General features: G+C 41.2%; 18 protein-coding genes and 1 pseudogene. 7 read left to right on the forward strand and 12 right to left on the reverse strand.

Going from position 1 to position 23,177, the window contains the following annotated elements:
- Positions 1-128 precede the first annotated feature (128 nt).
- From DFO73_RS03320 to DFO73_RS03330, 3 genes are all read right to left on the reverse strand, one after another.
- Positions 129-1,685 carry an HAL/PAL/TAL family ammonia-lyase gene (locus DFO73_RS03320; RefSeq protein ID WP_110063339.1) on the reverse strand — a complete coding sequence of 519 codons (1,557 nt, stop codon included), beginning with the start codon at positions 1,683-1,685 and terminating at the stop codon, positions 129-131.
- A gap of 21 nt (positions 1,686-1,706) precedes the next feature.
- A complete protein-coding gene (locus tag DFO73_RS03325; protein WP_110063340.1) occupies positions 1,707-3,287 on the reverse strand; it encodes a BCCT family transporter in 1,581 nt (526 codons plus the stop codon).
- Positions 3,288-3,525: 238 nt separating this feature from the next.
- Positions 3,526-4,992, reverse strand: coding sequence for a helix-turn-helix domain-containing protein (locus DFO73_RS03330; RefSeq protein ID WP_110063341.1), 1,467 nt, complete (start codon positions 4,990-4,992; stop codon positions 3,526-3,528).
- Positions 4,993-5,401: 409 nt separating this feature from the next.
- On the opposite strand from DFO73_RS03330, the gene DFO73_RS03340 reads away from it, so the two are divergent.
- On the forward strand, positions 5,402-6,856 hold the full coding sequence (locus tag DFO73_RS03340) for a flavin monoamine oxidase family protein (RefSeq protein ID WP_110063342.1): 1,455 nt from the start codon (positions 5,402-5,404) through the stop codon (positions 6,854-6,856).
- Positions 6,857-7,128: 272 nt separating this feature from the next.
- Here DFO73_RS03340 and DFO73_RS03345 read toward each other — a convergent pair whose 3' ends face one another.
- From DFO73_RS03345 to DFO73_RS03355, 3 genes are read right to left on the reverse strand one after another with little or no spacing between them, the layout of a single operon-like run.
- Positions 7,129-8,703 (reverse strand): SagB family peptide dehydrogenase, encoded by a 1,575-nt coding sequence (locus tag DFO73_RS03345; RefSeq protein WP_110063343.1) that lies wholly within the window; start codon positions 8,701-8,703, stop codon positions 7,129-7,131.
- Positions 8,704-8,725: 22 nt separating this feature from the next.
- Positions 8,726-10,669: a TOMM precursor leader peptide-binding protein gene (locus DFO73_RS03350; RefSeq protein WP_110063344.1), complete on the reverse strand. Its 1,944-nt coding sequence runs from the start codon at positions 10,667-10,669 to the stop codon at positions 8,726-8,728.
- Entirely contained in the window at positions 10,666-12,627 is a 1,962-nt protein-coding gene (locus DFO73_RS03355; RefSeq protein WP_110063345.1) for a putative thiazole-containing bacteriocin maturation protein, read from the reverse strand. The genes DFO73_RS03350 and DFO73_RS03355 overlap by 4 nt, the downstream gene beginning before the upstream one ends.
- Positions 12,628-12,800: 173 nt before the next feature.
- Between DFO73_RS03355 and DFO73_RS29920 the strand changes: the two genes are divergently transcribed.
- Positions 12,801-13,397 (forward strand): hypothetical protein, encoded by a 597-nt coding sequence (locus tag DFO73_RS29920; protein WP_441307074.1) that lies wholly within the window; start codon positions 12,801-12,803, stop codon positions 13,395-13,397.
- A gap of 40 nt (positions 13,398-13,437) precedes the next feature.
- On the opposite strand, the gene DFO73_RS03365 is transcribed toward DFO73_RS29920, so the two are convergent.
- Positions 13,438-13,533 (reverse strand): YjcZ family sporulation protein, encoded by a 96-nt coding sequence (locus tag DFO73_RS03365; RefSeq protein ID WP_110063346.1) that lies wholly within the window; start codon positions 13,531-13,533, stop codon positions 13,438-13,440.
- A gap of 204 nt (positions 13,534-13,737) precedes the next feature.
- Here DFO73_RS03365 and DFO73_RS03370 point away from each other — a divergent pair, with 204 nt between their 5' ends.
- Positions 13,738-13,884 (forward strand): hypothetical protein, encoded by a 147-nt coding sequence (locus tag DFO73_RS03370; protein ID WP_258309196.1) that lies wholly within the window; start codon positions 13,738-13,740, stop codon positions 13,882-13,884.
- On the opposite strand, the gene DFO73_RS03375 is transcribed toward DFO73_RS03370, so the two are convergent.
- Positions 13,871-14,179 (reverse strand): hypothetical protein, encoded by a 309-nt coding sequence (locus tag DFO73_RS03375; protein ID WP_142669505.1) that lies wholly within the window; start codon positions 14,177-14,179, stop codon positions 13,871-13,873. The genes DFO73_RS03370 and DFO73_RS03375 overlap by 14 nt on opposite strands.
- A 76-nt stretch (positions 14,180-14,255) precedes the next feature.
- Here DFO73_RS03375 and DFO73_RS03380 point away from each other — a divergent pair.
- Positions 14,256-14,411: pseudogene (locus DFO73_RS03380) on the forward strand (AraC family transcriptional regulator); the annotation flags it as partial.
- Between the two features lie 523 nt (positions 14,412-14,934).
- Here the strand turns inward: DFO73_RS03380 and DFO73_RS03385 are convergent.
- Positions 14,935-15,441 carry a DinB family protein gene (locus DFO73_RS03385; protein WP_110063348.1) on the reverse strand — a complete coding sequence of 169 codons (507 nt, stop codon included), beginning with the start codon at positions 15,439-15,441 and terminating at the stop codon, positions 14,935-14,937.
- 667 nt (positions 15,442-16,108) lie between these two features.
- Here DFO73_RS03385 and DFO73_RS03390 point away from each other — a divergent pair.
- Positions 16,109-16,246, forward strand: coding sequence for a sporulation histidine kinase inhibitor Sda (locus DFO73_RS03390; protein ID WP_110063553.1), 138 nt, complete (start codon positions 16,109-16,111; stop codon positions 16,244-16,246).
- A 229-nt stretch (positions 16,247-16,475) separates the two neighbouring features.
- Here DFO73_RS03390 and DFO73_RS03395 read toward each other — a convergent pair whose 3' ends face one another.
- Entirely contained in the window at positions 16,476-16,898 is a 423-nt protein-coding gene (locus DFO73_RS03395; protein WP_110063349.1) for a VOC family protein, read from the reverse strand.
- Positions 16,899-17,249: 351 nt separating this feature from the next.
- On the opposite strand from DFO73_RS03395, the gene DFO73_RS03400 reads away from it, so the two are divergent.
- Both DFO73_RS03400 and DFO73_RS03405 read left to right on the forward strand, forming a co-directional pair.
- Positions 17,250-18,188, forward strand: coding sequence for a 3-oxoacyl-ACP synthase III family protein (locus tag DFO73_RS03400; RefSeq protein WP_110063350.1), 939 nt, complete (start codon positions 17,250-17,252; stop codon positions 18,186-18,188).
- Between the two features lie 793 nt (positions 18,189-18,981).
- Positions 18,982-20,667: a NucA/NucB deoxyribonuclease domain-containing protein gene (locus DFO73_RS03405; protein WP_110063351.1), complete on the forward strand. Its 1,686-nt coding sequence runs from the start codon at positions 18,982-18,984 to the stop codon at positions 20,665-20,667.
- Positions 20,668-20,873: 206 nt separating this feature from the next.
- On the opposite strand, the gene DFO73_RS03410 is transcribed toward DFO73_RS03405, so the two are convergent.
- Both DFO73_RS03410 and nikE read right to left on the reverse strand, forming a co-directional pair.
- Positions 20,874-22,220, reverse strand: a complete 1,347-nt coding sequence (locus tag DFO73_RS03410) for an MATE family efflux transporter (RefSeq protein ID WP_110063352.1) — start codon at positions 22,218-22,220, stop codon at positions 20,874-20,876.
- A 113-nt stretch (positions 22,221-22,333) separates the two neighbouring features.
- On the reverse strand, positions 22,334-23,155 hold the full coding sequence (gene nikE, locus DFO73_RS03415) for a nickel import ATP-binding protein NikE (RefSeq protein ID WP_110063353.1): 822 nt from the start codon (positions 23,153-23,155) through the stop codon (positions 22,334-22,336).
- Positions 23,156-23,177: the final 22 nt, after the last annotated feature.

Here is a 23,177-nt window from a genome sequence, read left to right on the forward strand (position 1 = left end):
TTCCTTTTCTTTATTAAACGTGCTTCAAATAACTTTCTTTCATTTGTTTTAAGGTTTCATCAGCAGGTAGACTGTAGGCGTATGCTTATTTTACATTGACATGAAGAGTGTTTTATAAATTGAATTTTTTACTTGTAAGCTCCGTCCCTATTAAACTTTCCTATTGTATCTTCCACACACTTTATAATTTCACCTGAATGAATCAAATCTCGAATCCCTTCCAACAGAGGGTAAAGATATAGATCTTCTTCCATTTCAGGTATGAAACTGCCAAGCTTGTCTAACACTGCTTTGCTGGCAGAGCCTGGCGGATTATTGGTTTCAGCGAACTGATGGGCAGAATATACTGACAGCAATTCAATTGCCAAAACATATTCCAGCTTAATTGCCACCTCACGTGCCTTTTTAGCTGCATTATAGCCCATCGCGACATAGTCTTCCTGGTCTGCGCAAGTTGGAATGCTGTCAACGGTCGCAGGGTGGGATAATATTTTCATTTCATTTAGGAGCCCAGCTTGGCTGTATTGAGGAATCATTAGGCCTGAATTTAAGCCCCCATTTTTAATGAGGAAGTCAGGAAAGCCTGAATGCTTACTATTAATAAGCCGGCTGTTTCGCCTCTCTGACATTTTCGCTAAGGCTGTCACCGCGATACAGGCTGAATCTAGCTCGATTCCTACATATGAAGAATCGCAATTGCAGCCGGATATCGTTCCCCCTTCTTCATCATCAGGCCATAGGATCGGATTATCACTGCAGCCATTCATTTCTATTTCAATGGTTTTCAGCGCATCATTAAGCGTTTTTTTGGCAGCTCCATGCAGCTGCGGAATGGCTCTCAAAGATAATGCATCCTGTAAACGATAATCGATGAAGCTCTTAGCCATATTTGAGTCTGAAAGAATCTTACGTATATTGTCGGCGGTTTCCCGCTGTTCTTTATGGGGACGAACAGACATTAGCCGATCATCAAATGCGCGGACCGTTCCCTTTAATGCTTCAAGTGACATTGCCCCGATAATATCAGCAGCGGCCGCTGCTTTTAACATATCGTATAATGCAAGAGCACCCATACCAGTTGGGCTGGTTGTGCCACTGGTAAGTGCCAATCCTTCTTTTGCCGAAAGCACAATTGGTTCGAGACCTGCCAAGTGCATTGCTTTTTTGGCTTGCATTTGCTGCCCGCCAAAATAAGCTTGGCCCTCCCCAATTAAGACAAGAGCTATATGAGCCTCTGGACTTAAATATCCGACCGAACCTTCCTTTGGGGAAAATGGAGTTAACGCTAGATTTAAAAATTGCCGATACATTTCCAGCGTTTCTAGTCGGACCCCTGAATATCCTTGACCAAGATTTTGCAGAACCATTAGCATTGTTGCCCTTACCACTTCTTCAGGAAGTGGTTCACCGACAGATGTAGCATGTGATAATAGAATATTTTTCTGCAGCTGGGCTGTTTCCTCAGGAGAAATTAATTGTGTATAGAGGGCTCCAAAGCCCGTATTTACGCCATACATAATTTTACCTTTGTCCATCTGCTTTTCTAAGTGACTTCGAGAGTTCTCTACCCTTTGCTTATAAGCATCGGAGAATTCGACCGGGGTCTTATATCGTGCAACTGCTGCAAACTCTTCAAGTGTTAGTGAATTGCCTAATACAACTTTCTTTATGTCTTTTAGATTCATGCCCTATCCCCCATATCCTAGTCACTTTTCAACTTTATCAATAAAAAACATCTTAATCGCAGAGGCGACCTGTAATACGAAAATAAACAGGACAGTAGAACCCCCAAGAGCTGCTAAATACTTAACGCCGTCGACCCCTTGGGCTCCACCGGCATACGCCACCATAACGAAAGCAATCGTGGCAATTGAAAGTGCCCAGAGAAGCTTTTTCCACTTAGCTGGCTCCTCATCATGTTTGATATTTTCAGTGCACAAAGATGAAATTGTGCGTACCATTGAATCTGCGGCGGTTGCAAAAGAAAGGATAAGAGCAAGCATTACAACAGGAATTAATATACTGCCTAACGGCAAATTGGCTAAAAATGCCCATAGCCCAGCAACTGCACCACTTTCTTTAATTGTGCCAACAAGGTCTATAACGTTATTTTGCTGCCAAAATAACGCCGTTCCTCCCCAAACCCCAAACCAAACGATGCTAAATACGGAAGGCAAAATCCAGTTGATAAACATAAATTCACGAATTGTACGACCATGCGAAATAATCGCAAGAAATATTCCCATCAAAGGTGCATAGGCAATCCAGATGGCCCAATCATATAGAGTCCACCACATTACGAGCGCTTCTCCGCCCATATCTATTGGGTCTAGGCCCCAGGCCCAGAAATTTTGCAGCCAGTATCCCATTCCAGCAGTGGAAGTTCGTAAAATATACAGAGTTGGACCAATAATAATGATCGTAATCAGTATAATGTAAAATACTTTTGCATTGATATCTGACAAAATCCGAATTCCCTTATCCAATCCTTTCAATGCTGAAAGGGTAAATGTACCTGTAATCAAAAAGGTTAACACGAGCCACATTATAGGTCCTTGCTGGATCCCATATGTTGTTTCAATCCCCGAGCCTACCAGAGCCAACCCGGCACCTAGGGAGGAGGCCAATCCTAGTGCGATTGCTAGCACAGCTAATGTATCAATGATGCTTGTCCAAACGCCCTTCGTTATTTTTTCTCCAAATAAAGGAATTAACGTTGCTGTAACCGATAATGATTTCTTCCGATTAAAGTACATGTACGCTACGACTAAGCCGCTTAATGAATACATGGCATAAGGGATGAAAGTCCAATTATAGAAACTCCGTCCCATTGCAAAAATCGCTGCTTCAGAAGTTCCTGGCTTAATACCTGTTTGTTCCATTTCTCCATAAATATTTCCAAGATAAATGATTGGTTCATTCACTCCATAAGTAATAACACCTGTTGCAATTCCTCCTGTCAATGCCATTGCAAACCAAACAGGAAAAGAGAATTTAGGCTTGGCATCCTCTCCCCCTAAACGAACCTTTCCAAGCTTTGAAAATGTTACAAGTGCCACAATTACTAATGCAACAATGGAAATGATTTGATAAAGCCACCCGAGACCCCGCAGAGAACCCAGAAAGCCGTTCATTGATATGTCTGCCAGCATTTTGTTATTAACAATACCAAGAACAGCCCCTCCTCCAACAATGAGAAACGCTGGCCAAAAAACACCTTTACGGGTTTTCCGATTTGTTCCGATTTTCACCTCTGGGCTATTTCCCTTTTCTGTTTCCAAAGACATGTATACTCCCCCTTTTAACAAACATGTGTGTAATTCAGAAACGAGTTGGCAAAATAATGTTTTGAATTTACAGAAAATTATAAATCATAAACACTCATGAAAATATACATGTTCATTTTGAACTTCAATACATATCTTTGATATTAAACTTTATATTGAGACCTATATATATACTTTTCTTAGATTTCTATATTTTCTTTAGATTTTAAAGTTGCGAGTTATAAACAATATATGTATTCTATTTGTTTAATCGGTACTCCCGTGGTGTAAAAGAAGTAGCTTCTTTAAAAAGACGTGTAAAATAATTGGGATTATTGAAACCAACTTGATAGGCTATTTCTTTTATGGAGAGTTCCGTTCCTGTCAAAAGCCGTTTTGCCTCTTTAACTCTTACGGTTGTTAAGAGCTGACGAAATGGTGTTCCATGTTTGTTCATTAATACATGGCTATAGTAAGAAGGGTTTCTTCCCACTGCTTCAGCTACTTTCTCAAGTGACAAATTAGGATTACTATAATGAGATTCAATATAACTGATCCCTTTTTCGATAATGTCATTTTTGGAATCTACTTCAGCTTCCTGAGCCCAGTCGATAATTTGATAAATAAATAACAGCATTTCTTGTACAATACGATACAAAACACTATTTTTCAGGATTTCAGTGAATATTTTCATATAATATTTTTCAACATCTTGTTTATTTAGACTATATGTCTTCATAAAACGCCTTATTTGTGCCAATATACTAGTCAGTCTGGTTCTTAATGTTTCCGGATTTGGAAAGGGTGTATGTATATGTAAAAATTCATTATGCATCCATTCTTTTATCTTTTGTTTATCAAAACTGTTAAGCATGTCAATCCATTCACGCTGTTCATTTGGTGTTAAGAATGGATCCACTTCACACCTGCATTCATATTCATCCCTTGGCAGTACCACCTGCCGATAACCAATAAAAAAAGTTACTTCCAATAAGCTTCTTGCTTTTAAATATTTATCATGAACAGGACTGTCTTCAGTACCGGATGGAATGATCACAGCTGCTAATGGCTCTATATATACCGCTTCCCATTCCCTTAATATTTTCCATGCTTCTTCCTTATATCCGATTCCTGTATCTCTAAAAAGACAAACTACAGCATCCATCAAAGGCAAAATAACGGGTTGTTCCCGGAATGGATAAAAGGATAAGAATGAAGCCAAGTCTATCACCTTTTGATTTTCAGTTTGCAGCAGAATAAGCGTAATATTGGCAGCATGCTGTTCATCATTTAAAAATAATGAACGGTAGGAATAACCTTCATTATGTAAAGACCCCTGACTATGTTTTTGTTCACCAATAGCAGCATTCGAAAGGGCCATTTGCAGACAACGTTTTATTTGTATTGGCTCAAGCGGCTTAACAAGTAAATCAATGCTCTGCCATTCAAGGGCTTGCTTTGCTCTTTCAAAGGTTGCTTCAGCTGAAACAACAATCACTTTTTTACAAAACCTTTTAACATGCCTTGTCATAGAGGCCCAATTTTCATTGGGAATCATATCTAATTCTATATATAAAATATCTGGAGTCTCTTTTTCCAACATTATTATTGTTTCCTTTATCGTGGTTGCAGTTATTACATGATTAATAGGGAATGAATATGCTGAAATAAGCCATTCAATTACGATTCTCTCATGCTGGTCTCGCTCAGAAATTAATATCTTCATTTAGTTCACCTGCCAAGTAGTAATCTAACAGTCTTAAAACTTTTAAAAAATGACTTAAATTAAGTTAAAGTATATAGATTATTTTTTTAAAATAAAATAACTTTTAAAAATATTTAAACGATCTTGGTTTGCTTTTTCATCCAACTCCTCTGCAATACTTATTTTATGATGGCGTGTGGGAAGCGGTAAACATTCTTATTCTCATTTGGCAATAATGTTCTGCGGAGGAGTTGGGTTTTTTTAGCGCGAGCTCCCTGGGAAGTTTTCTTCCCGCTTTTCTTACTCCAGCAGCTATCTTGTCTGTTGCTGCATAAAACAACCTATTTTAATAGTCATTACGTTTAAATGCACATAGGGATCCCTTCAAATGAATATACTGCAATGATTCCTATTGCAGAGGGGCGAAGAGATGGCTTGGAACAAGAAACTCGAATTAACGATTGAGCAAATGCTTTACCTGATTAGAAATGGATTGAGAAAATCACACTCCCCGAAGCACATAATCATTGTCGGTGCAGGTATGGCAGGACTAGTTGCTGGTTCTTTATTAAAGGAATCCGGTCATAAAATCACAATCCTTGAAGCGGACGGCAGAATTGGCGGACGTGTATATACCATGCGCTCCCCTTTTAGCGATGGATTATACTTCAACGCAGGACCCATGCGCATCCCCCATGTCCATTCATTGACTTTTGAATATATTAAAAAATTCAGGCTTCCCATCAACGTATTTATAAACCGGACTCCAATGGATCTTCTTTACGTAAATGGCATCAAAACGCGTCTCGACGTGTTTGAACGCAACCCAGGCATTTTAAAATTCCCCATTCCTCCAAATGAGAAAGGGAAATCGGCAGAAGAGCTTCTGCTTTCAGTCGTACAGCCTTTTATTGACTTTATCAACCAAGACCCTGTGAGAAATTGGGCCATTCTGGAAAAACAATATCGGAAATACTCGTTTGGATATATATTAAACTCTTATTTTTCAGATGGTGCAATCGACATGATCGGTGTGCTTCTCGATTTGGAAGCATTCATGGGAATGTCTTTTATTGAAGTTTTACGAGAGTTAATCATTTTTACTTCACCAGGTGGTTACTATGAAATAACAGGCGGAATGGATCGATTGCCAAAGGCATTTCTGCCCCAATTAAAAGAAGATATTCGCCTCCAGCAAAAAATGACGGGAATCGTTCAGGATACAAATGGTGTTGCCATCCACTGTACTCATCAGCATTCCCAGGAGTCTTTTACCTTAACAGGTGACTTGGCTATCGTGACCATCCCATTTACGGCTTTGCGATTTGTGGATGTCAAACCATTCCATTCTTTCTCCTATTTGAAACGCAGAGCCATACGCGAACTTAATTATATGGCAGCAACCAAAATTGCTATTGAGTTTAAGAGCAGGTTTTGGGAAAAAGAAGGCCAACTTGGCGGGAAAACCATTACGGACCTGCCGATTCGATTTACCTTCCTTCCAAGTCACGGGATTGGGACAAAAGGACCTGCAATTGTTTTAGCCAGTTATACTTGGGCGGATGAAGCACTAACGTGGGATAGTCAGCCTGAGGACGAGCGCATTCACTATGCGCTAAAAAACTTGGCGGAGATTTACGGAAATCAAGTGTATGCTCAATTTGTTACAGGGGCTTCCTACAGCTGGGGCCAGAATCCTTATTCTTGCGGCGGATTTACATTCTTTGAACCAGGACAGGAAACCGAATTGTATCCTAATATCCTAGCACCTGAAGGGCGAGTCCATTTTGCCGGTGAGCATACGTCCCTTACCCATGGCTGGATTCAGGGAGCGATCGAATCCGGGATACGAGTTGCCTATGAGGTGAATGACTTGCCAAAATAAAACCGGAAAAAGAGAGAAAAAGTACTGATACTTCTACTATATGCCCGAGCTGCTGGGGGAACATTTTATGCTAGAGGAACCTCCTGAATATCGAAACTGCCCTCAAAGCCTAGGATCTTCTCTATTCAGAATCGGAAAATGATAAACTAGTGAAAAAGAGATACCCTCTTATTGAGAGTATCTCATTTCGGCTCGGTATTAGTCTTATAAATTATTGTTAAATTGATCAAAGTTGTATATCAATTTTACTTCTATCAGAATCATCTCCTTGCCTAGCTAATTAAATTCCCCCTCAACCATGGACGGGCTCGGTAGAAGCCAATCGGGATTTGGATTAGGCTTGTTTTTCCCTGTGATTCCATCCTGTAAATTTCATCACACGTTTTCGCATCAAATCCGAGAAGTGGATGCCCGCCCATCCCGAGGGCTGTCGCCGCTAAAAGCAGTCGCTGCACAAGCATACCAGCTTCCATTTGCTGGATACGGTAGCCTCTGTAGCCAAGTGCCGTTGTATAAAAATCTTTATCCCCTGCTACATGCAGGCAAAGCGGGACTTGGAACAAATTCACATTACCAGCTGGCATTCCGTATTGCAGTACAAGCCGATGATCTCCGGAATTTAGCTCCTGCAGCGAATGAGTATCGCTGTCATAATAATAAGCTCCATCCGGAATGCCTTCCACATTATTCAAGCAGGCATAAAGCATGACACGTGACTTGCGCTTATCAAGTGCCGCATCTAAATCGTTTCGGTACGAGAAAGAAGCAGTTGCCTCCTGCAGCAGAGCTGCCAGCTGCTTCCCGCTAACCTTTCCTAAAACGAAATCAATGTCCGGTGAATAACGATTTCTGCAGACTGACGCAAGATCATAAGATATCCTTTTTACATGAGGAAGAGCCACCGCCTGCCCCTCACAATGCCTCTCTTCAGCTTTCATTTGCTGAAACGATCGCGTTGATTCCAGCATGGACGCCTTATTTATTTTGGTTAACATCGGAAATTCTTTAACTTTAAGCGACCTGACACAGTAATTATTCTGAATAGATGTCACTTCCTGGCACAATTCAGAGGCAGAGACCATCTCGTCTATGCCGCTTCTGTTCGTAAACCAGCTGGTCGGTTCAACCGAAAGCGGGATAACGGCATAAACGCTCTCCTCCTGTTCGGGCAGTCCAAGAAGATGGTTGAAGGCACGATCAAGAAATTGATAGTACACCCCCGCTGCAAAACCAAACCTCTTCGCCACCTCCAATAATTGACCAATTACCACACCTGCATCCAAGCCCTGCAGACGATAAGCAAAGTTATTGTATTTAAAGAAATTTTTCCAAAACATTGTCGTCACAAACACAGTGCCAAAACAAGCGGACACATCACAGCGATTGCCAAGAGCACGGGCTGCATATGAATCAAAATTGCCTTCACGCAGCAAGACCAGGCGGTGGTGCAGCACATCATAATGGTATATCCCTTCCGGCAAATCCTCCATTTTTAGATACATGTATAATTCGTTGGGATACAGCGCTCCGCCAGAAGGAACAGTACGCCGAAACGACTGCATAATGTTATCCGCTTGTTCATTGGAACCAAATGCAGAGGCTGACTGGCAAAATTGATTAAGGCCAAATACATACCAGAGAAAATGACCGATTTTCCGAAGGTCAGGCTTTGCCGGTGCCTCCCATTCTTCAAGAGAAAGGGGTACTTCCAGCGAAAGGGGAACAACTGGCAAGCCGCGGTAAAGCTTATACGCAAGCGGCGCATCTTCCCAGTCCACTTCCCAATCTGATGGGCTTATCTGATCAATATCAAAATGCAAATTATGCAGAAATGTCTCTAGACTCATCCTTTCACCTCCCAGACAGCGCTTATGGAAATGGGTGCGGATGTGGATTAAGCTGCTCAAATGCAAGCGGTTCTTTTGCATACCCGAGTTCCATTGGGACCCTTAACACCCTCTCAATCCCTGAGACGCGTGTTAGGTGATGTCCGAATGTCATAGGCAGCATCCCTGGAATCAGCACTTTGACACAATGTAATCCGTTCCGTTTAACTTCCGGTGTGGTCTGATCCACCACAATAACATCAAGGTTCACTCCGTGTAATGCTTGAAGAATGTCCTGCAGATCATCTGTCAGGTCTGCATGTCTCCCCTCCCACTTGAATTCCTCGGAAAACGTTTGGAGCGGACGATTTTCATCCAGCAAGAACTTTAGACGCTCTTCCGCTTGCGGTAAACCGTAGAGCATCCCATGATCATCCATTTTCCTGACGAGGGAAGAATCTTGCAGCATTCGCAAAAATTCCTCCTGGTTCGCTTCCAATTTGTCGTCAAGTGTCATCATCATCCCAGCTAACTCGTGAACCGCGCTTTTTACCGCCCGTACCGGGTCAGGATGGGCTCCTGCCGCACAAATGATATTCAATCCCTTTTGCTTCCTGTTTTTCGCCATCGCCCAAATACTTGGAATGCCGTGCTCCATTGTCGCGTTATAGATATACAGATCGTATCCCGCTACCGTCCTCACCCGATCAATCATTAACTTCAATTCCTGGTCATTTGAGGAATAAGGATCAAGACGCGGAAGGCTTAGCTTGCCGTACCAAGCCATCAGGAACGAATCACGCTCCACCACTTCTAAAATACCGTAGAAAATAGCCTCCTCCAAGCTTCCGCCTAGTGCACATCCGTTGGACGTTTCATAGACAAATCCCTGCCCGCAGCCCAAGCTGTAATAAGCAAGCAGCTCAGGAACCAGAATGGGACGCTCTTGCAAAAACGAATAGCCCCATACCCAATTCATTGGGATATCAGGATCAAACTTTTTAAATGGAAAATCCGGCCGTGCATACTGTTCATCCGCATGCACACCTACTTTAACAGGATTAAGGGCCCGATCTTCCAGGTTGCGGAAACTGTCATAGACTACTGTCCGTTTTCCACGGGGTGCCATACCGCAGGACCGCTCAAGACCCTCCAAAATCGCAGTCAACTCGCTTACCTTATATGAATGGGTCCGGCCTGCTACCCCTTCGTCCCCTGAAAACAACGGCAGATTTACAATTACATCCGCAAACGGAGGTGTGAAATCATACATTTTACCATTCAATAAACCAGTCCGCGGATCCAGGTAATCTTTGACGAGAAATTTATTTAATTCATCCATGGAACGGCAACGGTAACTGTCGGGGCTAACTTTTGGACTAGGCTTCATTGAAATTCGGGCAGCTGCCTGTGAATCTTCAGGTAACGGACTGCAGACCGGACACAATGAATCCGGTAAGATCTTGTGGCAAGAGTTCTGAAGTGTCTTCAGGTTGATCAAAAACATCCTTCCTTCCAAGTCGTCCAAGCTGCCCTCCAACACCCTGTGCACTTCCGATACGAGCAAGTAAGCCATCTGTAATAGCCCCGTGCTCGATGCCCATGCGTCCTGTATCATACTACCGTTCTCTGCCAGTTTCTGCTGCAGTCCCCACATCTCTTTGCGGTCACGCCCTGCAAAGAGTTTTCGCATGTCCGCACACTGTGAGCACCCCGGCGTCCCCGGGTGAACCAGCGGACCAACCACACCCTCGCCAAAGGAAACAAAGCCCCTTAACCAAGGAATACCGGATGATCGTGACACCTCTTCTACCTTTTTATGGACGGCAGGAAACCAGGCATCGTGCAGCACCAAGACCAAATCGGTCCCTTCCGGCAGGTCTGGTTCAAAATTTTTATAGCGAACTATTTTATATTGGGCGGGCAGTTCTTTGCACACGCTGTCCGCCAGCAGTCCTTCTCCGACAACTACCACGACCGCACTCACTGAGATTCCTCCTCTCGTAACAGCACCCCAAACACCCCTGCCAGATGCTCTTTTAAAAAGGGTTCAACCGAAAATTCACAGACTAAGAGCTGCTTGCTGTTCCGTTCCAACACCTGTATAGCAGACAGCAAAACCTGGGATTGTTCCGTCTCTTCACAAGGAGGAATAACTAGGTTTAGCGGCTCCTTTTCTTCCAGAAGAAAAGATGATACCTCTAAGGCTGCTGGTTTATGTCTGCTCGTTTGGTTTTGCGCCTGGATGAGCGCGTACTGCAACGCTTTCCTGAGCGCTATTGTTCCATTAAAGCCTGCACTGCCATACCAGCGATCGTTCGCACCAACCCAGACCAGAGGGAAGCCGGAAACTTCTTCGCCCATACAGATTTTTGGTGCTCCCGCCATCGTGGTCAATGCCTCCAAATAAAACCGGCACCGTTCATCGTCTACTGCACTTAAATGCACCTGAGTGACAGAATTCTGATCAGCATGACGTTTAGCTAGCTCCTCGTCTAAACACCTTTCCAACCCGCGGTAAACACCCTCCACAAACGTTTCCCCTGCTCCAATACCTACAAATTCATGTGAATTTACACGATTGCCCTTTATATGATGATTTGGAAGCAGATCGGTAACGAGCTGACCAGCCATCCGTGACACATACGCTTCTATCCCGGTCAGACCCGCTTCCCGGCGTGCCTCCTTATGCCTCAAATCTGAACAGATAATGTTTGGCAGCAGCTTTGCCGGACCCTTGGACAGCGGGTCGACTGCCTCAACATCGCACTGCGCTAGTGGAAGCTGCTTTAAATCTCCCTCCTCCCATTTATGAAAAATCCCTGATTCTTTGGATGTCAATTGGCTGAAGAAAAGAAACAAACTGTTCGGCTCACTTCTGCTCGAACTTTGTTCGATCCTCAGATCAACATCTTGAATCCATTCCACAGCTGTAGTTCCTGTCAATTTTGGATGAGGCAAGAATGAATGCCAATTTCCTTCCAACGTATCCAGATTAAGCAGGAAGAACTGATTTCTTTGTTCCGCACTGGTTATTCCTGTAACCTCTTTAAACAGTTCAAACACGATCAAATTCGCCAACATTGCTCCTGCTGTGGAGGAGAAGGTGTGTAATTGCTTGTCTTCGCAAAACGCAGATTGATGGATGCGGTGCCACGCAGACTCCCAGCACCCTTCTGATTCAGGATGCACCAGCGGACCTGCGAGACCAACCTGTCTGTGGAATATAGCAGGAAGGAACACCTTCTTCTCTTCCCTGCAAACGGCATGAATAACACGCAGTTCCTCTATGCCGCCCGTATCCGACACATATAAAATGGAATCATACGGCTGAATAATTTCCTCCCATGAATTATCTTCTTCCTTCTGATGGGGTACCTCCTCTACTGAGACCTCGGGATCTGATTGACGGGCATGTTCCATAATGTCCTTCAACCGCTGTCTATTAGTAGATTCCGGGTCCGTAATGAGCATATGGACCTTAGGCAATCCGGACTCAATCAGTGAAGAAACCAGCGAAACAAAAAAAGGACCCGATCCTACTGCCAACACTTTTGCCTGACGATAGGCCTGAAATCGGGATGCGCCCGAATCGCCGAAACTTTCCAAGAATTCGATTTGAGAAGCAAACTTTTTAAGAACATGTTCTTGCAATTGATGCGGATGGTCTTGGCTTACATCCCGAACAAAGCCATTTCGATACAGCACTTCTGCAATTTCAAACACCCGATCCCTATGTGGACCCGGCAAACCGGCTGTCAAATCCCCCAATGTATATTCACCATTAAACATCGGGATCAGCTTTTGAACCCACTGATCGATCATACTGCCTTCCATTTGGAAGGAGCTTACATTGTTCCGAAAATACACACCATTCTTAGGATCAGGGAGAAAAAACGTGTCCCTTTTCACCTTCAGCCGCATAGAAGAGGTCAAATTTTTCATTCCGCTCCTCCTTACCCGTAAACTGTTCCTATTTATGAAACATTCCTTTCTCTATAATCCTATGTACCGGGATTTGTCTCATATGTCTGCCCTTTAGAAGAAAAGCCCCTGCATGCAGTTGCAGGGGCTTCCCTTTTGAATGTCCAGCCAGTATTTTTATAAAACTGGCATGATTGATAAGGCTAGCGACCGCCACAACGGCCGCCGCAACGGCCGCCGCAGCGATCACCACAGCGACCGCCGCACCTAAAACAGTTAGAGCAGCGAAAACAATTAAAACAGTTAAAGCAGCTGAAGCAGAAAAAGAAAAAGCAGCTAAAGCAACGGCCAAATCCACCGCCAAAACCACCGCATTGCCGTGCCTGATCCATATAGTACTGGTTTTGATCCCACGGAACCGCCTCGTTCGCATGGAAATCACCAACATTCAACATTTGAAGATCTCTTTGGAAATCATTCATGTTCATACCTCCGTATTTTTTAATATGCTGTGCCAGCAACATGAAAGGGGACATAATGAAGAACATCAGAAATCAAAAGTCATGAACCCATCAATTCTTCAATACTCTCCTCATCAAAATATGTTCTGCGATGGGGGATTGTTACTGAATCAAACACCCATATTTACCCGAGATTCATATAACCATGAAGAACGAATAAATGTTTTTGGCATCGAATGTGTTGCCGACTATATTTCAACAAGCTCGAGATATTGCTTAAAAATACATCTAAAAAAAGAAAAAAGAAGCGTCTCATGGACACTTCTTTGAAATAAGGAAGGTGAACTTATTTGTTTGCTCATTCCTAATATTAGTAGAACCCTTTCATGAAGGATGTACCGACAATAATTAAAAGAATGAAAAGGACCACGATTAAAGCAAAATTAGAACGATGGCCGTCTGACATAGCGTATCACCTCCCTTAATGAGTATGTAATATAGCGTATGTCCCAATGATTAATATCGTAATGGACAAACGTGGAATTATATAAAAATAGAATAAAGTGTGCAGATCTTTTTTACTCGACCAAAGTTGAGTTAATGGAGTTACGGAAGATATTTGTCCAGATCCGGTGTTCCTCTTGGGGTACCTGGGGACTTTTCATGCCCGTTGAGAAATACAATGGCCGTCTCAACAGGGGCTTCCATCCCTTTAACAGTTGGAGCTATCTTAGCAAGTGGAGCATTTGGTGCCTTAACCACACCGTTTGATGATCCCACCATTACGAGAATGTTTCACTCTTTCAATATCCAATAGTACTGCCCTCATTTTTCATGAAAATTAACCTAATCCCGCAAATGAGTAAAACAGTCCCAAAGGCAGTAATAAAGAATATTGGGGATAGTATTTTTACAAAGGAAAGCCCGACCATAATCAAGCCAACAAGGAGATAGTGATTAATGGCTTGCAAACGGTAGGCTTTCTGCTCAATATGCCAAGCATGATAGTAACCTTGTAAAAATCCTGAAATAACCTGTAATAAGAGAGCCATAAAAGGAAGAACTTCAAACGAATTTCTTATTAAGCCTACAAGTATATAAACAGAACCCATCCCCATGTAAATAAAAGGGATATACAATAGGCAGCCTTTTTTATAACTTGAAAGACTCGATAGCCCAGGGCAGAGCATCAGTGATGTTATTAACCATATCATGAATAACTATGATCGGTCTTTTCGGATTGAGGATCTTGCGGAAATTGCAAACATGAGCGTTTCTTCGCTTCATAGGCACTTTAAAGAGGTAACACCCATGAGTCCTATTCAGTTCCAAAAACAATATAAACCTATTATCCCCTTCCTTATGGTAGGGGGTTTTTTTGTGGAGAAAAAGGATAATCATTCAGAGAGAGCATCAGGAAAAATTGGTGCAACTAACAAATTATGAATCATTACATATAAACTAACTCCCCGTTAGTTCAATAAAAAATGACTCGCCACAGCCCCCCTCTCTTAAACTCAAACACTCGTTAGTTCAATAAAGCCTTAATAGCTTTTAATGATAATTGAAGTTTCTTACCCCCTATTTTAAACATCGTTTTAACTATCTTTCTTACTGCGGTTTGATTTAGAATAGCTACCAACATTACCGTAATCAAAGCATAAATAACTACTTTTTCCCCAGACATTTTTTTATCATATTAATTCTATTAGAATACAATTAGTCCTTCTTAAATTAAACTCCCCCGATAGTGCAAAAAAAGCTGCCAAAATGACAGCTTTGTTCATTCAACTCTTACACCCTTTAGTTGAATAAGAAATGAGACGCTTATTAAACAATCGGCCTTTTTTGGCATATTCACAAAACGCTAACATTCAAAAAGAAAATATACATAATCCGTAGGTACGCCTCGTTCACCTTGTTGACGCAGCATCGCTGTCACATTTCCGCGATGGTAGGTTCCATGATTCACTACATGATGAATAAGATCTGCAAGTATGAACTCACAGCGACCATATTGAGGGTGCTCTGTAATGATGATTCGTTCTAGGTCCTGCTGCTCTGCAAAAAAACTGTTAAATTCCTTTGAAAGCGCATCATAGAACACTTCAAGTTTATCTATGGACGCTCCTGATGCTTCTGACTTTCGACGCTCAACTTCTTTAACAGTATCCTGAAAGCTACTCCCTTTCATCGTCTCCAACCAAGTAATGTCTGTTGCAAATAGGTGAATCAGCACATCTGAAATCGATGAGAAAACACTATTAACTGTCTCGTTATAAATCCTATCAGGTAGCTGTTTCAAGTGTTGGATCACTTTTTGGTTAGCCCAAACGTGGTAATCGTACAATTTCCTTGCCCGATTATTTTCCATTAGCTCACTCCACTCTTTTTTTAAAATTGAAAAAAAGTTTTAGGACGATAAGAAGTAATTAAATTTGTTTTCTCTTAATCAGCCTGCTTCCAAATCTCAACTCTACATATTATTCTTTATATCCTTTTTTTCTGGACTTTTTTCACCCATCTATTTTGCTGAAGGTAATAGAATAATTGGAATCCTCCGGGAGAGTTTACTTTAATCCTTGGTTCTTTTACAGCATCTCTTCGAAACTTGGACTAAGTGTATGACCGAAGAACTAATCCTCCCTTTATTCCGCAATCTGGCCCGTTTGTTCGAATGACAAAGTGAGGTAGTTACGTGAAATCCTTATTTTATAATGCTGGCCCATTACAAAGACACTCGTTGCTCGATATAAGCGCCCGATCGTTAAAAAAGCTTTTTTACTTTATTGTAACCTCCATACAGCAACAAGTAAAAATGCTCCCTTTATAAAAAGTCCACTTTATTAGTTAAGTTCTCTTAGTTTTTAATCTGCTGATTCCTTTAGTCGAAATTCCAAAAATTACGTAATATTTATTACAATTTCGTTACAATGTTTATGGAACTATTTCCTTTTTTTTGATTAATTTAGATAATAATGTTTGTGTGTTTATTCACTGATTGAAGGATTTTAGGAGGGCGAAAATTGACGGTTCAAACAATGTCAGATGAGTTATTAATTTCTTCGTATCATAATGCTGTAAAGCTAAATATAAACGATAACTTTATAGAACTATTGTATAGTGAAATTGAACGTAGAAATATTCAGCATTTACTCCCGCATGGACAGTCCAGATAAGGCATATGTCTGTATTTTAAACAAAAGATAATGTGTTGAAGAAGCAAGGCCAAAACTCCAATATCCTCGGGCAACACGATATGGCCCTTGTTCTCTGCATTTCATATTCCGCTATAAATTCCAGCCTAGTTGTCTTCATGGGCTCTAAAAAGAAAGAATAAGATTATTTTATCGCAATGCAAATTCAAAATGAACCTGCGATGCTTTAATAAAACATCGCCTCCTTTAGCTATCTATTGGGAAACAAGATATTTTCTTTGAAAAATGGACTTAGTTCACTCCATACATCAAATTTATTACCATCTAAATCATAAAAAACAAAATTTCTTCCAGAGTGTCCTCTGTTTTCTATCTCTTCGACTCTAATTTCATTTTGCTTAAAGTCTCTATGAATTGTTTCTAATGCATTTAATCCGTTAACCTCAAATGTTAAAGAAAAATGCTCATTACCGTAAATATCAAAGAAATTGGAGCTTTGATTTTCATTAGCCTTCACAAGGAAAATGCTTTGATTGGCAAAATTTAAAATAGCTTTGTCTTGATCTTTGTAGCTTAACTCTGCTCCTAATTTATTTATATACCAATCAGAAGAAAGGCCTACATCAGTTACTGGTATGTATGTTGTTCCTACCCTTAATAATCTCTCACCCATTATTTAGTCTCCTTTTAAATTCTTATTAATAATAATTTCTCCTTTTAAGTATCTTTCTCCTTTTGAACTTCCATTTTTTTCTTTAATCAATAAAAGTTCACTCCTAGTGTACCTTGCTATATCTTCCACCTGCTTTTAATAGGGGGTTTCTAGTAATGTAAGATCCTGCTGAATTTTTTTATACACTTAACCGCCAATTGCTAACAGGATTTTTCGTCTGGAGCTGAACAGAAGAAGGAATGGCTGTACTTTCAAGCCTACAATTAATTTGAAATATATAATTATTCCAGAAAATGTAGAATTTTGTGATAAAATGTAATGGAAAATATTAACTTATGGAGGTTTTGGTTAATGTACAGTGCAGGCGTACTTGGAATCGGAGTAAACATCCCGGAGAAAGTCATAACAAACGAAGTGATATCAAAACGATTCGGCATTACGAATGAAGAGATTTACAGGAAGACAGGCATTTTGGAAAGACGCTACGAGTCTCCTAGCGCTTCCCTTACGGACATGTGCGAAATCGCAGGCAAGAGGGCAATAGAAGACGCTGGTGTCGACTCGAGTGAAATCGACATGGTCATCATCGGTACAAACACTCATGACACCCACATTACGGCGGCACTAGTACAGGAGAGGCTCGGCGCCACACAATGCGCAGGTCTGGACCTTCACTCGGGATGCTCCAGCTTTATCACGGCTTTGGCGACGGGCGCCCAGTATGTCCAGACGGGGTTATACAAATATGTATTGGTAATTGCCGTCGACAAATGCTCTTCCCTCTTGAACCCGATGGACAAAAAGACCGCTCTGCTGTTTTCTGACGGGGCAGCGGCTGTTGTTGTGGGAAGGGTGGAAAATAACAAGGGAATCCTTGGCATCCATATGCAGATGGATGGAAGCGGAGGGAAATACCTCCATCTCGATGAAAACAAGAACATCAAGATGGACGGAAGGGCCGTTTACGAATTCGCTGTGGACCGATTTCCGAAAGCGGTGCATAAAGTGTTGGAAGTATCGGACTTATGCCTGTCGGATGTAGATTTCATCGTCCCGCACCAATCCAATCTGCGTATCATCGAAGAAGGGATCGAGAGGCTGGGATTTTCTATGGAAAACGTACACACCAAAACCATTCAATATTACGGTAACTCCTCAGCACCTACGGTAGCAATAGGACTCCATGAGGAAGTGAAGGAAGGTAAGATAAAGGACGGGGATTTGGTAGTCCTTGTGGGATATGGAGCAGGTCTCGGTTGGGGAGCCATCGTCCTTCGCTGGGGAAAGTGACCATTGTTAATGATCAAGCCGCTTGACTTGGCGGCTTTTTTATTTTGCTTCGTCACATTAAATAATAGCCCGGAAACATTATAGGCACAGACAAACTGCTGATTTAACCATTCTGGATCAGTACTTCCCTGTATACGAAGGAGTTTTTTGTGAGATATACTTAGCTGATTCCCTGCTAACTTTGCTTCACTTCCCTATTCTCCATCATTTCTAATACATCAAAACTACCATATTTTATTAAATTAACCTGCCCCTTCGTTCAAAAAGAAAAAAGCCGCCTGTTTTGGCAGCTGAACCTTAAGCTCTTGCACCCCATTAGTTGAAGATCACATACTCCTAAAAAGATATAGACCAAAACCAAGGGTATACCTCCATAGAGTTTTTTACCTACTATTATAGGACAACCGTAAGAAAATTTTAATCTCACTTCTGTATTAACATAAAGTTTTCAGTTTTGTTCGAGGTTCTTTTCCATTAAATAAAAATTTACACAAAGAAGAAACTTTCCTTGTTTCGGCAAGGCACCAGATGGTTGAAGATCTTTATGAATAAAATTAAAGGGTTTTTTATACGACCCCTTTTTCCTAGTACACTAATTATTTTGGGAATTATTGTAGGTTATTGGTTGTATTTCCCTTGGAATATATTGTAGATTTCTTTTTTCTGTAGTATCCTGTCAACGATTTGGATGTTATCGAAATAATGGATCTAATTTATTGTCCGGGAGGAAAATCCCTTCCATCTATGTCTAAGCCAACATTTATTCCAAATCAAAAAATCAGGGAGGGATTAGATGTCCAGGTTTTACAGACAAATTGTTATAGCTATACTTCTTTTGTTTTTGGTAATGGGAATGATTTCACCGGCACAAGCGAAGTCCGAAACAGAAGGCGGAGGTTATTGGCTCCCAAATGACAAGGAGAAGATTGAAAAGGCAACCGAACTGATGCAGCAAGGAAAGTCCATCGGAGAACTTGGGATCATGCAAGATCAGATCCAGAAAAAAGAAGGCATTCAGACATTAGATGAATTGATGAAAGAAGACCAGCAAAGTAACGCAACCTACAAAGCGAACATGGCTCCTCCAATCAAGACGGCAGCCGGATGGACACCCCCTGAATTTGACTATGATCATATCCTGACCACAGAAGAATGCCAGAGAAGTCCAGACAGCAGTTCAGAAACAGGGTATATCAAGAACCGTTATTCCTTCTGCTGGTCCCATGTTGCAACATATCAAGTCCCTGTAAAATGCATTGGCGGGTTCTGTTTTAATGAAGGCGTTCAATTTCAATTCACTGAAATAGGCTATGGCTCCAACCAAAGCAGGAAAATGAGGGTCTATTATACACTTGATGATATCATCGTGACGCATCCATCCCTAAACGGAGCCAAACTGAAAATTGATATGATGTGTGAATCCAAGCTGAATGCAGGTGACTGTAAAGAGGATCCCGACTATCCAGCTACGGAACGAACGATCGCCCAATGGAAAAACACGAACTTCAGTACAGAAATTTTCACATCAGAAGCGCCCCCTTCAACTGATTCAAACCCTGACCAGTTGGGCTACATGGAATTTTGGCCAAAACTTACCCTTACACATGCACCAAGGAAATTCAAAAAGAGCATTGATGGCATTAAACAGACAGTTCGTTACGATTCTGCAAAATATATGTTCGCTTTCCCTAATCAATATTTCTGGCAAGGAGCCGTATTCAGCAAAGCCACACCCATTTTTAACGTCCCAATCACAAAACCGGAATTTTCGATGTTAGCTGAAGCCGGCCAGCATTGGAAGTTCGCGATGGATCACCCGGAACAGACTAAGCCTCAAATGATCGGAAAGAAGATACCGGGCGAAGTCGGGGACAGCACGTTGACACGGATGTATACGAAACGCCATCCGGATGAATACAACCGCAACAGGTCAAAGACAAGAAGCACTTGTGAGCGGGAGTTCAGAGATGAGGATCGGACCGGCAAGGATTGTGACGAGTATCCGTTCGCTTCCACCTGGCAAGGCTCCTCGACGAATGGATCGGATAATTTTTCTGTGAGCCTTATTTCATCGGACTCCAATCAAGCTGCAGGGACCTGGCTAGGTACCTGGTACGCGTATGACCGTATATTAGACGGAGACCGATTCCACGTCCAGGTCGAAGCCCCTGAGAAAATTGCGACGATCCGTTCTGAAGGCCAGCCACAAGACGGTCAGGACCATCGTTCCAGCGATAACTTCTCTATTCAGAACATACCTTCATATGCGACCAAGTTACAGTGGAAAATCGTCGATGGACCAACTGATGCTAAGTTTGATGTCATGAAAGACATCAATTTAGGCATAGATGAAACCATTTTTTATGACCTCCAGGATGGATCGGAAACAGAAATCGAAACCAGCGGGGATCTTTATATCGCTAATCCGGAAAATACGAATGGGGAAAGCTTCACTGTAGAAGTTTATGCCATCCCATAATAATAACTTAGAGGCTGTTCTTTAAGTATGTGATACTTAAAAGAACAGCCTCTTTCTTACCATTAGTGTTTTATATGCACAAAGTTTATTAAAACTAAACTAAATCGTTTTTAAAAAAGGGCCCCTTTAACAGAAATACCCCCATTAGTTTAAGTACATTCCTTCTCAAAAGCACAGAAAAATGAACAAAGTGGAATCTTCTTTCATTAAAACAGCGACTTTGACATTTTAGGTAAATAAGAACCTAAAACAAGAGAACGCGAAAGAGTAAATAGGGTAAATGATAGCCATAAACCATGATTGCCAAGTACCGGTATTAGTACGTATACTAGGACAATAAAAAATATCATAGAAACCATTAATGAATTCCTAATTTGAGCCGCTTCTGTTGCTCCAGAAAACACCCCATTTAGGATAATTCCCCAAAACCCTGCTATAGGAAATAATAAAAGCCAGCCCTGGTATTGCAAAATGCACTCTATTACTTCTTCAATTGAAGTAAAAAGAGGATAAATAACCGAAGAACAAATAAACAACAATAATGATAATACAATTCCTGAAATTGTTCCCCACTTTGCAGATAGCTTTATCGTATCTGAAAACAACTGATTATTATTTGAACCGATAGCTCTGCCAATTAATATACTGCTTGCATTTCCAAAACCACCTAAGCAATAAGCCATAATAAAATGCAGTTGAAACAAAATTGCATTAGCAGCAAGCTCCACTTCCCCCATCTGTGCTCCTTTTGAAGTAAAGATCGTATAAACAGCTAACAAGCAAATTGACCGAATAAACAAGTCGCGATTCACCTTAATCATTTTTATAAATACTGTTCTTTCAAAAATGTTTTTTACTAAATGAACGGACCTGATGTCTACTAGTTTCAGCTTTAATAAAATGAAGATTCCTGCTAGCATTACTCCAACCTCTGCAATTAGACTTGCTGCGGCAACACCCGCAACCCCCATATTCAGGCTAGTAACAAACAAAACATCCAACAAAATATTTATTACATTCATCCCTATTTGCAGATATACAGTTAATTTTACATATGAAGAGCCGATTAGCCATCCAAGAATAACATAGTTCATTAGAGCAAAGGGGGCACCCCAAATGCGAATATCATAATATAATGCAGCTTGGCCAGCTACACCAGAAGTGGGGTTTATGATCTTTAAAGCTGCCCATTTAATAGGTTCTTGAAACAGAATAAATAATCCGCCGATGACCATGGCAATAAACATTGGTCTGAATAAGGAGTACAGTAATTCAACATGGTTATTGGCACCGTGAGCCTGAGAGGTGAAACCTGATGTGCCTACTCTTAAAAAACCAAGCACCCAGTATAAAGTATTAAATATTAAACTGCCAACAGCCACACCACCTATAAAGATTGGATTAGGGAGCTGTCCGACTACCGCCGTATCAACTGCTCCAAGGAAGGGTGTCGTCATCTGTGATATAATAATCGGCACGGCTAAAGCCATATATTGTTTATTCGTTAGAGATGCTTGTAAAGTGTTTGTATACGCAGAACTTTGTAAACTCATATAACTTTCCCCTTCAAACAATAAAAATGTCACAGCATTTTAATATGTTGTGACATTTATGCATTCGTTTTATTGACTTCACGATATTTAGGCAGCCGATTCTCTGTTTTGTATTATACCATGTTTGTCCTGGTCGTAAGTGTACGAAAACGCGGGTGTTCAGCAAGGATGGAGTCTCTTAATCGTTTAACTACAGGGTGTTTGGAGGAAAAAAATTGGTCTTTTGAATCGTAATGCTCCACCAATTCTCCCTTTTCAAGGACGGCAATATGATCAGAAATTGAAAAAGCTGCTTTAATATCATGTGTAATAAAAAGATAAGATAAGCCGAAGTCATCCTTTAATTCGTTTAATAATTGTAAAATTAAGCTTTGTGTAACCATGTCTAAACTGCTTACTGATTCGTCAAGGACGATCAACTTCGGTTTAAGTGCAATTGCTCTGGCAATATTTATCCTTTGCAATTGTCCGCCACTAAATTGATGCGGGTATTTTTTTATATCCTTTTCATTTAAGCCTACTCTTTCTAATAGCTCAATAACCCTTCTTCTCTGTTCTCCCATAGTTAGTTTTTCATAGTTCTCTAATGGCTCGCTTATAATACGTTCGGCTGTCATTCGGGGATTAACAGCTGAATATGAGTCCTGAAATACAACTTGGAGGTCGCGGCGTATTTTATGCTGGGTAGCTTTATCGGTATTATAAATGTCATATCCTTGAAACAAAACCTGGCCTTGCTGTGGACGCTGAATCCCGAGAATTACTTTCCCTAAGGTACTTTTACCTGCTCCGCTTGTACCAATTAAGCCCAAACATGTTCCTTCATCAATAGCAAAGGAAATATCATTAAGAACTTTATTTGTTTGATCCTTCCCTTTAAAAAGCTTCCTTGAATGAAAGCTAAGATTTACTTGTTTTACCTGTAATAAGCTCAATGGTTTCACCCCCTTGGAAATT

It is taken from the genome of Cytobacillus oceanisediminis, from assembly GCF_003182355.1.
Lineage (GTDB): Bacteria > Bacillota > Bacilli > Bacillales > Cytobacillaceae > Cytobacillus > Cytobacillus oceanisediminis_A.